At 54.3% G+C, this 13,929-nt stretch carries 12 protein-coding genes; 5 read left to right on the forward strand and 7 right to left on the reverse strand.

All coding sequences use genetic code 11. The annotated features are described in order from the left end of the window. Positions 1-52: 52 nt before the first annotated feature. Positions 53-1,999 (reverse strand): acetate--CoA ligase, encoded by a 1,947-nt coding sequence (gene acs / locus SMB34_RS08845; protein WP_007088284.1) that lies wholly within the window; start codon positions 1,997-1,999, stop codon positions 53-55. A 534-nt stretch (positions 2,000-2,533) separates the two neighbouring features. Between acs and SMB34_RS08850 the strand changes: the two genes are divergently transcribed. Together SMB34_RS08850 and def are read left to right on the forward strand one after the other, a co-directional pair. Then, the gene (locus SMB34_RS08850; protein ID WP_007088283.1) at positions 2,534-3,994 is read left to right on the forward strand and encodes a DNA recombination protein RmuC; all 1,461 of its coding nucleotides are present in this window, start codon (positions 2,534-2,536) and stop codon (positions 3,992-3,994) included. A 125-nt stretch (positions 3,995-4,119) separates the two neighbouring features. After that, a complete protein-coding gene (gene def / locus SMB34_RS08855) occupies positions 4,120-4,638 on the forward strand; it encodes a peptide deformylase (RefSeq protein ID WP_037989353.1) in 519 nt (172 codons plus the stop codon). Positions 4,639-4,683: 45 nt separating this feature from the next. Here the strand turns inward: def and SMB34_RS08860 are convergent, their stop codons facing one another. After that, positions 4,684-5,670, reverse strand: a complete 987-nt coding sequence (locus SMB34_RS08860) for a methyltransferase type 12 (RefSeq protein WP_240478788.1) — start codon at positions 5,668-5,670, stop codon at positions 4,684-4,686. A 75-nt stretch (positions 5,671-5,745) separates the two neighbouring features. On the opposite strand from SMB34_RS08860, the gene fmt reads away from it, so the two are divergent. After that, entirely contained in the window at positions 5,746-6,675 is a 930-nt protein-coding gene (gene fmt / locus SMB34_RS08865; protein WP_037989355.1) for a methionyl-tRNA formyltransferase, read from the forward strand. Between the two features lie 4 nt (positions 6,676-6,679). Next, complete coding sequence (locus SMB34_RS08870) at positions 6,680-7,195, forward strand: GNAT family N-acetyltransferase (protein ID WP_037989357.1); 516 nt, start codon at positions 6,680-6,682, stop codon at positions 7,193-7,195. A gap of 12 nt (positions 7,196-7,207) precedes the next feature. On the opposite strand, the gene SMB34_RS08875 is transcribed toward SMB34_RS08870, so the two are convergent. Then, entirely contained in the window at positions 7,208-8,197 is a 990-nt protein-coding gene (locus tag SMB34_RS08875; protein ID WP_037989424.1) for a LysR family transcriptional regulator, read from the reverse strand. Positions 8,198-8,339: 142 nt separating this feature from the next. Between SMB34_RS08875 and SMB34_RS08880 the strand changes: the two genes are divergently transcribed. Next, the gene (locus SMB34_RS08880) at positions 8,340-8,534 is read left to right on the forward strand and encodes an RSP_7527 family protein (RefSeq protein ID WP_037989358.1); all 195 of its coding nucleotides are present in this window, start codon (positions 8,340-8,342) and stop codon (positions 8,532-8,534) included. 188 nt (positions 8,535-8,722) lie between these two features. Here the strand turns inward: SMB34_RS08880 and SMB34_RS08885 are convergent, their stop codons facing one another. The 4 genes from SMB34_RS08885 to SMB34_RS08900 all read right to left on the reverse strand — a co-directional run bounded on the left by SMB34_RS08885 (position 8,723) and on the right by SMB34_RS08900 (position 13,663). Then, positions 8,723-9,997 carry an MFS transporter gene (locus SMB34_RS08885; protein WP_037989359.1) on the reverse strand — a complete coding sequence of 425 codons (1,275 nt, stop codon included), beginning with the start codon at positions 9,995-9,997 and terminating at the stop codon, positions 8,723-8,725. Between the two features lie 173 nt (positions 9,998-10,170). Next, positions 10,171-12,186: a TRAP transporter permease gene (locus SMB34_RS08890; protein WP_007088275.1), complete on the reverse strand. Its 2,016-nt coding sequence runs from the start codon at positions 12,184-12,186 to the stop codon at positions 10,171-10,173. Positions 12,187-12,191: 5 nt separating this feature from the next. Continuing rightward, on the reverse strand, positions 12,192-12,701 hold the full coding sequence (locus SMB34_RS08895; protein WP_037989360.1) for a DUF1850 domain-containing protein: 510 nt from the start codon (positions 12,699-12,701) through the stop codon (positions 12,192-12,194). Next, the gene (locus SMB34_RS08900; protein WP_007088273.1) at positions 12,698-13,663 is read right to left on the reverse strand and encodes a TAXI family TRAP transporter solute-binding subunit; all 966 of its coding nucleotides are present in this window, start codon (positions 13,661-13,663) and stop codon (positions 12,698-12,700) included. The genes SMB34_RS08895 and SMB34_RS08900 overlap by 4 nt, the downstream gene beginning before the upstream one ends. Positions 13,664-13,929 lie beyond the last annotated feature (266 nt).

Below are 13,929 nucleotides of genomic sequence, written 5' to 3' on the forward strand. Positions count from 1 at the left end.
CCGCTTAAATCAAAGCGGGGTCTTTGTGCATCAACAGGTTGGGCCTGAAATTCTATTTACGATTCTGGCGATTTTCGATCAGATCATCAACCACACCCGGATCGGCAAGGGTCGATGTATCGCCAAGCTGGTCATATTCGTTGGCGGCAATCTTGCGCAGGATACGGCGCATGATTTTGCCCGAACGGGTTTTCGGCAGCCCCGGCGACCACTGGATATAATCGGGGCTGGCAATCGGGCCGATTTCCTTGCGCACCCACTGAACCAGTTCCTTGCGCAGTTCTTCGGTCGGTTCTTCACCGGCATTCAGCGTGACATAAGCATAGATGCCCTGTCCTTTGATGTCGTGGGGAACACCGACCACGGCGGCCTCGGCCACCTTGGAATGTGCGACCAGTGCACTTTCAACCTCCGCGGTGCCCATCCGGTGGCCTGAAACGTTGATCACGTCATCAACGCGGCCCGTGATCCAGTAATAACCATCTTCGTCCCGTCGTGCACCGTCGCCGGTGGTATAGACATTGGCGAATGTGCTGAAATAGGTCTGGATGAACCGTTCATGATCGCCATAAACCGTGCGCATCTGCCCCGGCCAGCTATCCTTGATCACAAGGTTGCCATCGGTTGCGCCGGCAAGTTCCTTGCCTTCATTATCCAGAAGGGCGGGCTGCACACCAAAGAACGGAAGCGTCGCTGACCCCGGTTTAAGGTCGGTCGCACCCGGAAGCGGCGTAATCAGGATGCCGCCGGTTTCGGTCTGCCACCAGGTATCGACAATCGGGCATTTCCGTTTACCGACATGCTCATGATACCATTCCCATGCCTCGGGGTTGATCGGCTCACCCACCGAACCAAGGATACGCAGGGACGAAAGATCCGCCTTGTTGACCCAGCTTTCGCCTTCGCGCATCAGGGCACGGATCGCGGTTGGCGCTGTATAGAAAATATTGACCTTGTGCTTCTCGCACACCTGCCAGAAACGCGATGCATCCGGATAGCTCGGCACACCCTCAAACATCAGGGTCGTTGCCCCGTTGGCCAGCGGTCCGTAAACGATATAGCTGTGCCCGGTGACCCAGCCAACATCGGCCGTACACCAGTAAATATCGCCTTCGTGATAATCAAAGACATACTGATGGGTCATTGATGCGTAAACAAGGTAACCGCCCGACGTATGCAAAACGCCCTTTGGCTTGCCGGTCGAACCCGACGTATACAGAACGAAAAGCGGATCTTCGGCATTGACCTCGGTCGGCGGGCAATCAGGGGATGCTGCCTCGCAGACCTCGTGATACCAGACGTCGCGGGCATCGTTCCACGCAATGTCCTTGCCGGTGTGCTTGACGACAACAAGCTTTTCGACGGATTTGACACCGGGATGCGAAAGCGCTTCGTCTGCATTGCGCTTCAGCGGTACACCGCGCCCGCCACGAAGACCTTCATCCGATGTGATGACAACCTTCGCACCGCAATCTTCAACGCGGCCGGCCAATGCTTCGGGCGAAAAGCCGCCAAATACGATGGAATGGATCGCACCGATGCGCGCGCAGGCCAGCATCGAAACCGCTGCGGCCGGGATCATCGGCAGATAAATGACAACGCGGTCGCCCTTGCCCACACCCATCGATTTAAGCGCGTTGGCAAACCGGCAGACACGTTCATGCAGGTCTTTATAGGTGATATGTTCGGAAACGGACGGATCGTCGCCTTCGAAAATGATTGCGGTCTGATCACCGCGTTTTGCCAGATGACGATCAAGGCAGTTGGCCGCAACGTTCAGCGTACCGTCTTCATACCATTTGATATAAAGGTCCTTGGTGTCAAAGCTGACATTCTTGACCTTGGTAAACGGCTTGATCCAGTCGATGCGTTTGCCATGTTCGCCCCAGAAGCCTTCGGGGTCTTCGACCGACTGCTTGTACATGGCGTCGTATTTTGCCTTGTCGATCAGCGCGCCCTTCGCGATGTCGTCGGATACGGGATAAACGTTCGCAGACATATGTGGCCTCTTGTTCGTTTCCTGTTGTCTGTAAGTTCGCACCGGTTACCTGCCCGCTGAAAGGTCTTTGGGCCGGTGCGATATTCTTGTGCGTTTCAGGTACCGGTTTTCGCGGTCGCAATAATTGGTGCGGGACAACCGAACGGGCGATGCAACATCATCCGGTCGATATGGCGTAAATCGGTTCCTGTCGCTTGCGCCCTATGCTAGTGCGCTGATGGATTTCAGGGAATACAACTTAAGACGGGGGGCAAAATGGCGCGCAACTGCCGCGGCACCGTCCTGATTTCCCTGCCTTGCGTTTGGATGCATTGTTGCAACACAACCAATCCATCCCAGCAATCCTGTCTCGATGCTGACAAACGAGCATTCCCCGAAGTAGGTAATTGAAACATAGTCATATTATTGCGATTTCGCCAGTCACGATCTGACGTTTTGCGACGTTTCACAGCGATATATCAAATCGGTTGCGTTCTGGATTTAATGGAACAAAACAGATACAAAGAAATCAGGCTATAACCAAACGGTGGGAATATGGATCCGATCTCTCTTGCAGCGGGCGCAATTGCGGCACTTGTCGTCGCACTGGTTTTCAGTGTGCTGATGGTCAAACGCACCAAAGAAGCCGTGATGGCAGAGGCAGAGTCGCGAACCGCCTTGCTGGCAGCACAACTCGATCAGGTCGATGCAACCCGGCGTGAACTGGCAAACGAATTGGCAACCACGCGTAACCGGCTTTCCGAAGAATCCGAAAAGCGCGCCATTGCCGAAACCAGACTGGAAAAAGAGCGCGAAGCCACCACCGAAAAGCTCGCGATGCTTGATGATGCGCGCACCAAACTGCTTGATAGCTTCAAGGCATTGTCGTCTGACGCGCTTAAAGTCAACAATGACGAGTTCATGAAGCTGGCACGTGAGAATTTCTCGCGCATGCAGGAAGGGGCCAAAGGCGATCTGGAAAAACGCCAGCAGGCCATCGACAGCCTCGTCAAACCGATTCAGGAACGTTTGCAGGCGTTTGATACCAAGGTCAATGAACTGGAAAATTCGCGCAAGGAAGCTTATGGCGAATTGCGTAATCAGGTCGGCCAGCTGGTTGAATCGCAAACCCGTCTGTCCAAGGAAACCCAGACGCTAAGCTCTGCCCTGCGGTCTAGTTCGTCGGTATCAGGCAAATGGGGTGAATTGCAGCTGCGCCGGATCGTTGAGCTGGCCGGCATGCTCAAACATTGCGATTTCGAAGAACAGGTGCATTTCAATACCGACGAAGGCGCGCAGAAGCCCGATATGGTCATTCATCTGCCGGGTGGTAAAAACATCGTCGTCGATGCCAAAGCCCCGACATCGGCCTATCTTGAGGCGATCGATGAAAAGCACGACGACATCCGTCGCGAGGCCCTGATGGGCACCTATGTGACCAATGTGCGCAAGGTGATTTCCGACCTGTCAAAAAAATCCTATTGGAAATCGGTCGATTCGCCCGAATTTGTTGTTCTGTTTCTGCCGGGCGAAAGCTTCTTTTCGGCGGCCCTTGAACGAGACCCCCGCCTGATCGAAGACAGCTTCCGCGATGGTGTCATTCTGGCGACCCCGACAACCTTGTTGGGACTTCTGAAGGCGGTGGCTTATGGCTGGCGCCAGGAAGCCTTGGCCGAAAATGCCCGCGATATCAGCGAAATCGGTCAGCAGCTTTTTGATCGTCTGGGGACCCTTGCCAAAAACTTTGCCTTGATGGGCAAGTCGCTTGAAAGCACGGTCAAAAACTACAACAAGACTCTTGGCACGCTTGAAGGAACGGTTCTGGTTTCAGCGCGCAAGCTCAAGGAAAAGCATATCGTTGCCGACGACCGCGCCATCGAAGAACCACTTCATGCTGAAACCCATGTGCGTGAAATCACCAAAACCGAATTGCTTGGCGCACCTTCTGATGTTTTGACGGCCCAAACCGATGATGATGACGATGAAACGCCCCATACCGGTACCGATCATGGCTGAGTTGCACGTTAATCGCGTTAATATGGGGCTGTTGCTTGACTAAGCTGCGACGAAACCTTATCTCGAAGCGCTGATTTCGCTATAATGCGATGAACGCATAGATTTCCAGACCGGACAAAAGACACATGGCCCTGCGCGACATTCTCATTGTTCCCGATCCCCGCCTTAAGCAGGAATGCGAAGAGGTGGCAGAGGTGAATGACGAAATCCGTGAATTGCTCGATGACATGCTTGAAACTATGTATGCGGCACCGGGTATCGGCCTTGCCGCGCCCCAGATCGGCGTGATGAAGCGTGTGGTTGTCATGGATGTGTCCGATGACAAGGAAAAGCCCCAGCCGCTGAAACTCGTGAACCCGGAAATCATCTGGGAATCCGAGGATACATCTGTCTATCAGGAAGGCTGCCTGTCGATCCCGGAACAATATGCCGATGTCGAACGCCCTGCCGAAGTTGGCCTGCGCTATCTGGATGAAAACGGCAAGGAGCATGAAATTGAGGCCGATGGCCTGCTCGCCACCTGCATCCAGCATGAACTTGATCACCTTGATGGCATTCTGTTCACGGATTATCTCAGTGCGCTTAAGCGCAACATGATCCTGAAAAAGGTGCAGAAGCTGCAAAAGACGAAAAAGTCTGCCTGAGTCGATCAGTTTTCAGTCTTAAGAAGGGCCGTATGATCGGCCCTTTCATTTTGTGCGCGGTTTGAGGGAGCCGATATCCATTCCGATGATCCAGCCCTCGCGTTTGCGGATGATCGGGCGATCAGGCAGATATTCGGGATGTTTGCCATCGGCAATGCGGATCAGTCCCAGGGCTCCGACCAGCGCATCAAACGCATCGTCCTTGCCCTCGTCAGGGCCGAAACCTGATTTGATGTCGGCCGCAACTGCGGTGTTTATTTCAATTCCATTTCCCACGGCATAGTCGATCAGGGCCGCAATAGCCAGAGTACGGCTTTTATGATTTGATTTGGTCACCTCATCAATACCGAGCCAGCCATAGATTTCACCGGGATAGGTTTCAATCAGGGTTACGCCGTTCTGTTGGCAGCATGTCGAAAGATCACCAGTAAAGGGCCATATGTTAAAGCCATCGCGATAGCCGGGAGTGATCAGATGTTCGAGCCCGTGCAACATTGCTTTGCCAACCTGATTGGCACCAAGGGTCCAGAAAGACGGGCAGGCGGCGGGGCGGTGATAGGTGGCCCCTTCGCACAGGCGATAAAGCTTATCAAAGCTTGATACACCAAGGGCATTTGCAAGATGTTCACGCTTTACGCTGCCTTTTACGCGGGCTGTTTTGGGATAGAACGGTCTGTGATGGGTGATTTCGTCCGGGTTTGTACAGACGTCGGAAAAACTATCCCATTTGCCAGTGAAAATAATATCCAACAAAGATTTAAAATCTTGAATATTCACGCCATCATACCAGTGATCGACAAAGCCGACCGGCATATCAAGACCAAGCCAAAGGGCGTGGTCCCGACCGTATTGTGAAAGTGACTGGCGAAACTGGTTTAACAGTCCGACCGGCTCGATCGCATAAATCAGCCACCCGGATGTATTGCGACGTGCTTTGGCGACCCATCGGGATTTGGCAGATATGCTCCAGTCTGCATGCCATATATGTTCGACCGGGTATTTGCGCGGCTCGGGAAAGGCTTGGCTTGTCATTTCCACAAGATAGCGCCAAATTGCCGACCAGTAATCGAAAAATACCCCCGACATTGTGATGAATGGACGTGACCTATGACCAAGCTGCGCATTGCCTTTATGGGAACTCCGGATTTTGCCCTTGTGGCGTTAAAGCAACTGGTCGCAGCCGGTCATGATATTGTCTGCGTCTATTCCCAGCCGCCACGCCCGGCCGGTCGCGGGCAAAAGGAAACGCCGACCCCGGTTCATGCATGGGCGCAAGAACAGGGGATCGAGGTCCGCACGCCTGTTTCCCTGAAATCAGATGACCAGAAACAGGCCTTTGCCGACCTTGATCTTGATGTTGCGGTGGTCGCGGCCTATGGCCTGATCCTGCCAAAGGCTATTCTCGATGCGCCGAAATATGGTTGTCTGAACATTCATGCGTCCCTTTTGCCGCGCTGGCGTGGTGCGGCCCCGATCCAGCGCGCCATACTGGCGGGGGATGACAAGACCGGTGTGACCATCATGCAGATGGATGTCGGGCTTGATACCGGTGACATGCTGTTGGTCGGTGATATTCCGATCACGTCCGAAACTTATGCCAATGCCCTGCATGACGATCTTGCCGAGCTGGGGGGCAAACTGATTGTCGAGGCGCTTGAAAAGCTTCCGGTCAGTGGATTACGGGCAACCAAACAGCCTGAAGACGGCGTGACCTACGCTGCCAAGCTTGAAAAATCCGAGGCAAAGCTTGATTTCACCGATGATGCTGCGGCACTTGAACGCAAGATCCGCGCATTTACCCCATGGCCGGGTGCCTATTTCGAATTTGGCAAGGAACGTATCAAGGTGCAGGCCGCCATCGTTACCGACCAGACCGGTCCGGTGGGCACCATCCTTGACGATAATCTGACGATTGCGTGCGGCACCGGTGCGCTGCGCCCGACCCGCATTCAACGGCCGGGCAAGGCAGTTATGGATACCGATGCGGTGTTGCGCGGCTATGACAAGCTTGCCAAGGGCGTGGTTTTGCAGGGCTAAGTCCATGGAAATGGTATTCGACATTCGCAAAGCCACTAACCGGGACGGCGATCAAATCGCAATCCTGATTGATGCGGTCTTTTCTGACTATCCCGGTTGCATCTTTGACCGTGCGGGCGAGTTTCCTGAACTTGATGCGATTGCCGATGATTTCACCGCCAGGAATGGTTGTATCTGGGTTGTCGAGGGGGATGGGCGTGTTTTGGGATGCCTTGGCATCAAATACGATCCGGCACAAAAGCAGGCGGAATTGCACAAGGTCTATCTGGATCGGGCCACCCGCGGGCAGGGCGTTGCACAACGCATGCTGACAAAGGCACTTGATTGGCTGATGCAAACCCATCCTGATTGCACCGAACTTGTCCTTTGGACCGATACACGGTTTGAAGCCGGACATCGCTTTTATGAAAAATGCGGGTTCACCCGAACTGGCGAAACCCGCATTCTTGATGATCTTAGTGCCTCGTCGGAATACCGGTTCAAAGCTCGACCGAACGATGTTCTGCTTCGGATTACCTGACCGTTTGCGAACTCAGCTTTGCTGTCCGGTAACGGGGGCTGCAATGGCCTTGGTTTCGGTAACGGCTTCGGGTTTACGGACCGAGCGCGCATCGCGCAGGCCGAGCTCCCATGGCGGGATGGGGGTGAATTTTTCGGCCAGAAAGTCTACAAAGGCACGAACCTTTGGCGACAGGTGACGTTTGTGTGGATACACAGCCGAAATCCACGCCAGATCGTGAACATATTCTGTCAGAACCGGCGTCAGGCGACCTGCACGGATATCTTCATGCACGAGGTACTCTGCCAGTCGCGCCATGCCAAGGCCTGCAACGACCGCTTCGTGCAATGCGTCACCGTCATTGGCGGAAAAACTGCCCTGTGCGCGGAATGAAACATGGCCTTCGGGGGTATCGAAATGCCAGTCGTTGAAGCTTTCGCGCGAAGACAGATGCAGACAGTCGTGGTTTTCAAGTTCCTGGGGTTTACGCGGGATACCGTTCTTTTCCAGATATTCCGGCGATGCGACGATCATGCGGCGGTTGACCGCATATTTGCGCGCGATCAGCGATGAATCTTCAAGGGCAGACAGGCGAATCGCCAGATCGTAACCATCGTTGACCAGATCGGTGAATTTGTCATCGAGCGTCAATTCAATGCGGACATCGGGATAACGCGCCAGAAATTCCGGGATCAGCGGCACGACCTGATACTTGGTAAACGCCACTGAAGCATTGATGCGAAGCGTTCCGCGCGGGGCGGCATAAAGCTGGGTTACGACTTCTTCGGCTTCCTCGATCTCGTTTAGGATCGTGCGGGCGCGCTCGTAAAAGGCACGGCCTTCCTCGGTCAGGCTAAGCTGGCGGGTGGTGCGCATCAAAAGTCGTGCGCCAAGCCTGTCTTCAAGGCGCGAAATGTATTTTGAAACCGCCGAAGGCGACAGACGCATGGTCCGTGCAGCAGCTGAAAAGCTGCCTTCTTCAACGGCATGGACAAAGATTTCCATTTCTGCGGCGCGATCCATCGGCATGTTTCCTATTTATGACGCATATTCACAAGTAATGTGCATATTGAGGTAATTCTCTTCTGCCGTAAAGGAAATTAGATTGGGTTCATCAAACGCGACACGTTGTCGCAATGAACCAAATTCTTAAAGGAGGTCTGCCATGACCACTTATGCTGACATCACCAAGCTGAACATCAAAACCAGCGAGATTGAAGCTGGCGTGCGCAAAGGCCAACAGCTCCGCGCTGAATATATCGGCAGCCTGTTCCGCAGCCTGTTCCGCAGCCTGTTCAAAGGCGCTGACAAGTCCGCCGACATCAAGCATCCGGCTGGCACCGTTGGCGGTGCTGCCTAATTGACGACCTCGCGGTCGAGCGACGTTTGATCTTCCTCCCCAAACGACGCTCCCGCGATGGACTACTGCGTTTTTTCTAGCGTCTTCCTCCCTAGACGACGCTGTTTTCCAGACTGGCCCGGGCTCTTTTGAGCTCCGGGCCATTTTTTTGTCTCATCGGCGATTTCCGACTTTGAAATCCCCTGGCCTTATTCACCGGTTTGGCGGGCGACGCCCGGCGGGATATAGAAGCCCGGCCGTTCCGACATCCATGACAGCACCGAAACAACCGCCATTGCCACGATGGTGATCCAAAGCGTCGTGCCGATATCAATATCGGCGGCAAACATCCAGCCATAGATCGCCGGGCCAATCGCCGATGCCAGAACCATGACCGCAGTCAAAGTGCTTCGAACCGCACCAATTTCATCCAGTGGCACCAGTTCCGGGATAATCGCGGTACGTAATGTTGTGGCAAAGCCGGTGGTGATCCCCAGCATCCCCATATAAACCGGGATCATGACCGAGGTTTCGGTGATCGCCAGCAACGATACCGCCCCGATGGCCGGAATCAGATGATAGGGGAACAGCTTGCGAGCGGTATGGCTGTCAATCAGCGGTCCGCTGCCAAAGGCCCCGATCACCGATGTGATGGCGAAAACCGTAAAGCCCGCTGCAAACCAGGTGAGGTCGATGTCTTTACTGACTGAAATCGATCCCTGATGGAAGAACAGGGCGGTCATCACCAGCGGCGGGGCGGCCAGCATCGGCATGCAGAACCAGATATAGCGTGACCGGAACAGGCGTGGATGGCTGCCTGTGGGTGACGTATCCCGGGCGACCTCCTGATTCGCACTAGCGGTCTTGCTGTTGTTTTCCATTTTTCCCGGTGCTTCGCGGAATTTCGCGTTATCGCGGATCAGCAGGATTGCAATCGGCATCAGGATAACCACGATGAAAATACCGGCCCCGGCATAGGTGGCCCGCCAGCCAAATCCGGCAATAAGTGCCAGCAGGGTTACCGGCATGATTGCCTCTGCCAACGGAAAGCCGAAGCTTGCAATGGCGAGGGCACGTCCACGACTGCGGTCAAAATAACGCGCAATGCCGGTCATGCTGACATGGCTCATCAATCCCTGCCCAGCCAGACGCAGAATAAACAGGGCCGCAATCAGCATCCAGGCCGACTGTGCGGCGGCAATCAAAAGGCAGCCGATGGTCAGCAACACCATGCTCGCCAGGCTGTAGCGCAGCATATCGATGCGGTCGATCAATCGCCCGATGAACGGCAGGCAGAGTGCGCTTGCGATGGTGATCCCGGCATAAATATTGGCAAACTCGGTTTCATTGATTGCAAGGCTGGCCCCGATGAACGGAACGAAAAGGGCAACCAGAAAGGTCTGGCCGAATGACGAGCCAAAACTATGAAGCGCCCCGAATGCCAACGGGCGGGGTGCCTGACGCAAAAGACTGAGGAATTGCATGAGGTTCAATCAATAGTATGAGGAATTCTTCCGGCGATATTATCTAGGGCGGTGAAAAGCGTCTACTGCCCGAATGCATAGGTATTATGTAAGCAAATAATAAGAAAAAACCCCCGCAAGAACATGTCTTGCGGAGGTTTTCGGATCAAAAGTAAGTCGTTTCAGCGGGGAAATCAGGCAGCTATTTTGGCCGCCGGACCATCCGAATGACGGCTTTTCCACCAGTTCAGGCCCAGTATCGCCAGAATGACGACCGTGCCTGCGATCTCTGCCCGAATGTCAGGATAGAAGATGCCAATTGTCGCCGGAACAATCAGAATGCGTGACACCAGATCAATCTTGGCAAACATGAAGCCTTCGAGTGCAGCGGCAAAGGCTGCCAGCGACAGGATCGCGGTAAAGCCGGTCCAGAGCACAAGCGGCAGCGGGCCACCAGTGATGATTTCCGGATTGAACACCATGAAGGCCGGGATCAGATAGAGGCCCTTGGCAAATTTCCAGGCCTGCATACTGGTTTCCAATGGACTTGCCCCGGCAATCGCGGCCCCGGCAAAACCGGCAAGCGCAATGGGCGGGGTCACGTTACTGTCCTGAGAATACCAGAACACCACCAGATGAGCGATCAGCAACGGAATGCCGAACTCGTTGGACAGTGCCGGTCCGACCAGAACGATCAGAACGATATAGGATGCCGTCACCGGCAGGCCCATACCGAGAATCAGGCTGGCGATCAACACCAGAACCAGTGCCAGAACAATATGGCCGCCCGAGAAAGCGATCATCATCGACGAGAATTTCAGACCCAAACCGGTCAGTCCGACGACGCCGACAATAATACCGGCAACAGCGCAGGCCATGCTGACCGCAACCGCATTTTTTGCACCGAGTTCAAGGGCGGCAATTGTAATCCTGACACCATTGGCAAGGGCAACCTTGAGGCGATCGTGGCTTGCCTTTTCGCCGTTCTGCGGCGCGACATAGAAGAACCAGATCACGTATCGCAGGGCGGCAACCGCCAGGACGGAAATGATCGCCCAGAAACCGACACGCATCGGTGAAATGTTCAGCACCAGAAGGTAAATCAGAACGCCAAGCGGCAGAATGAATTGCCAGCCCTCCTTAAGCACCTGCTTCCAATCGGGCAGTTCTTCGACCGGCATGCCGCGCATACCGTTTTTCAGCGCGACGATATGGACAAACAGATAAACCGTGCCGAGATACAGGATCGCCGGGAAGATCGAGACCATGACGATTTCAAGATACGGAACCTGTGTATATTCGGAAATCAGAAATGCACCTGCCCCCATAAGAGGTGGCGTGATCTGGCCGCCGGTCGAGGCGGCGGCTTCGATACCACCGGCCTGTGCGGGGCGATAACCCAATTTTTTCATCAGTGGAATGGTAAAGGCCCCGGTGGTGACAACGTTGGCAATCGCCGAACCGCTGATTGATCCCATACCGGCAGACGCCAGCACCGCGGCCTTTGCGGGACCGCCAGCCTTTCTGCCGGTCGCCGCATAGGCCATGTCGATAAAGAATTTACCCGCACCGGTCACTTCAAGGAATGCGCCAAACAGGACGAACATGAAGATGTAGGTCGCTGCAACCCCCATCGGCAGGCCATAAATGCCTTCCTGACCAAGATAAAGCTGACCGACTAGGCGATCCACATCAGCGCCCCGGTGGCTAAGGATGCCGGGCAGCCATTCACCAAGCCATGGCAATGCACCACGTGGACCGGAAAGTGCATAGACGATTGCAACGATGCCAATCACAGTCATGCCAAGGCCAACAGCACGACGGCTGGCTTCGAGTACGGTGACGGTTGCAATGATGCCGATGATCAGATCGGTACTGGTCCAGAAACCCGCACGGTTGAAAATCTCGTCCAGATAGAAGGACAGATAGAACCCCGTAATGAACGCACCCGCCAGAAATCCCAGATCGATAACCCAACCCAGAACGCCCCGTTTGCGGTTCGATCCGAAAACGGGGAACATCAGAAAGGCCAGAAACATCACAAAGGCCAGATGGATCGAACGCTGATAAAACAGGCCAAGCGGCTCGATCCCAGCGCCATACATCTGGAACAGTGAAAGTGCAACGGCGACAACAGAAATTGCCAGTACAACCAGTTTTGGCTGTGGCAGTTTGTCCGCCAAGGACGGAAGCGGTGCCGGTTCAGACATGAAACTTATTCCCCGGTATCAAGGCGGATGGTGACACGGGTGTGTTCAGCCATCTTTGAAAGATATATTTCGTCACCCTCTGTCGTGACGATACGATGGTCGACTGCAAGACTTCCGACGCGCAGGGCATAGGCATTGCCCGGCACAGGTTCGTCGATGTCCTCGATCCAGTATCCGCCACCTTTGGCGCTGGTCAGGACTCCACGACCCGGATAATGGCCAAGACCTGCTGCAAAATCGGGTTGGTATGTACGATGCAGGACCATCCTGCCCAGATCATCGACATAACAATCGATAACCCCGTCACCAGTGACCGAATGGTTCCAGTAAAGGCACCAGCCAGATTGGCGTGGAATTGCTGTTCTGGCTAAAACCGATCCGTCAGCGGCAATGACTTCCAGGTGGTCCGTTGCCGTACCCGGCGTGGTTTCAGCATGACGAGCTGGCCCGCTACATGCCGATATCAGAAGGGTAAAGGCGGCCAATGCTGGCCGCCCCCAATTTAGTGAAATCATGGATAAAGCTTAGGCGGAATCGGTGAACCGGTTTCTTCGTAGTAACGAAGGGCACCCGGATGCATCGGAATTGGCGTCGAGTTCAGAGCGAAATCAACGGTGGTGTCGTTGGCAGCCGGGTGAATGGCGATCAGTTCATCAACTTTTTCAAACAGGGTTTTGGTGATCTGATAGGCCAGTTCGTCATCCATTTCTGCATTCACGAACAGAACGTTCGGTGTTGAAACGGTGTTTACCGGTGCGGTTACACCGTCATAGAGCCCTTTGCGCAGCGCATAGGGTGCGAAGGTCGGTTCGGCATCAAGAGCAGCAACGATTTCCTCGTCGCTGAGAGCGATCAGCTTGATCTCACGCGTGGTTGCGAGGTTGAGGATCGAGCTGGTGGGCGGGCCGACGCTCCAGAAACCTGCATCGATATCGCCGTCACGAAGTGCGTCGGCGGTTTCGTTGAAGTTCAGGCGCTGTTCTTCGATGTCATCATAAGAAATGCCGTTGGCTTCAAGCAGGGTTTTGGCAGAAACTTCGGTGCCCGAACCTGGCGCACCAACAGAAACGCGTTTGCCTTTAAGATCGGCAAGGCCGGTAATGCCGCTATCTGCCATTGTCACGATCTGAACGGCATTCGGATAGATCGAAGCCAAGGCGCGAACATTGTCAAGTTTGCGGCCTTCGAATTTGCCTGTACCCGTGAAGCCGGCATAAACAGTATCGGCCAGACCGATTGCAATGTCGCTGTCGCCACGGGAAATAAGGCCCATGTTTTCAACAGATGCACCGGTGACTTCGGCAACTGCGGTCGCACCGTCAACATATTTGCTGATCAGTTCCGCAAGACCACCGCCATACGGATAATAAACGCCACCGGTACCGCCGGTCGCGATGGAAAGCTGACTTTGGGCGAATGCCGGGGCACCGAACATCATCAGTGCTGCCGCTGCAGAAAGCAGATTCCGCAATTTCATACTTAGTCCTCCCTAGGATTAGTGTTTACTGCGTTGATAACAACAGAAACGGTCAATAAAGAAATATTGGCAGTTATCTTTTGGTATCTCCTCAGTTGTTGGTCGTCCTGTTCTCTAACGAATTATGGTGTCGGGTGGGCACTTAACAGGTCGTTGGGATAATAAAGCAGTGTCCGATCCGGTCGCCAAATACGGCACGCGCAAATCGCCCGTGAAACTGATTCACAAGGATGCTGTCAGAAATCCGACAAAATGCGGTGGCATTC

The sequence above is a fragment of the Thalassospira permensis NBRC 106175 genome (assembly GCF_000714555.1).
GTDB lineage: Bacteria > Pseudomonadota > Alphaproteobacteria > Rhodospirillales > Thalassospiraceae > Thalassospira > Thalassospira xiamenensis.

Excerpts from the sequence above, each read along its gene's own strand:
- SMB34_RS08895 (WP_037989360.1), bottom strand. The coding sequence starts at position 12,701 with ATGATTTCACTAAATTGGGGGCGGCCAGCATTGGCCGCCTTTACCCTT.
- SMB34_RS08870 (WP_037989357.1), top strand. The coding sequence starts at position 6,680 with ATGGAAATGGTATTCGACATTCGCAAAGCCACTAACCGGGACGGCGAT.
- SMB34_RS08850 (WP_007088283.1), top strand. The coding sequence starts at position 2,534 with ATGGATCCGATCTCTCTTGCAGCGGGCGCAATTGCGGCACTTGTCGTC.
- fmt (WP_037989355.1), top strand. The coding sequence starts at position 5,746 with ATGACCAAGCTGCGCATTGCCTTTATGGGAACTCCGGATTTTGCCCTT.
- SMB34_RS08885 (WP_037989359.1), bottom strand. The coding sequence starts at position 9,997 with ATGCAATTCCTCAGTCTTTTGCGTCAGGCACCCCGCCCGTTGGCATTC.
- SMB34_RS08875 (WP_037989424.1), bottom strand. The coding sequence starts at position 8,197 with ATGGATCGCGCCGCAGAAATGGAAATCTTTGTCCATGCCGTTGAAGAA.
- acs (WP_007088284.1), bottom strand. The coding sequence starts at position 1,999 with ATGTCTGCGAACGTTTATCCCGTATCCGACGACATCGCGAAGGGCGCG.
- SMB34_RS08900 (WP_007088273.1), bottom strand. The coding sequence starts at position 13,663 with ATGAAATTGCGGAATCTGCTTTCTGCAGCGGCAGCACTGATGATGTTC.
- SMB34_RS08860 (WP_240478788.1), bottom strand. The coding sequence starts at position 5,670 with ATGACAAGCCAAGCCTTTCCCGAGCCGCGCAAATACCCGGTCGAACAT.
- SMB34_RS08880 (WP_037989358.1), top strand. The coding sequence starts at position 8,340 with ATGACCACTTATGCTGACATCACCAAGCTGAACATCAAAACCAGCGAG.
- def (WP_037989353.1), top strand. The coding sequence starts at position 4,120 with ATGGCCCTGCGCGACATTCTCATTGTTCCCGATCCCCGCCTTAAGCAG.
- SMB34_RS08890 (WP_007088275.1), bottom strand. The coding sequence starts at position 12,186 with ATGTCTGAACCGGCACCGCTTCCGTCCTTGGCGGACAAACTGCCACAG.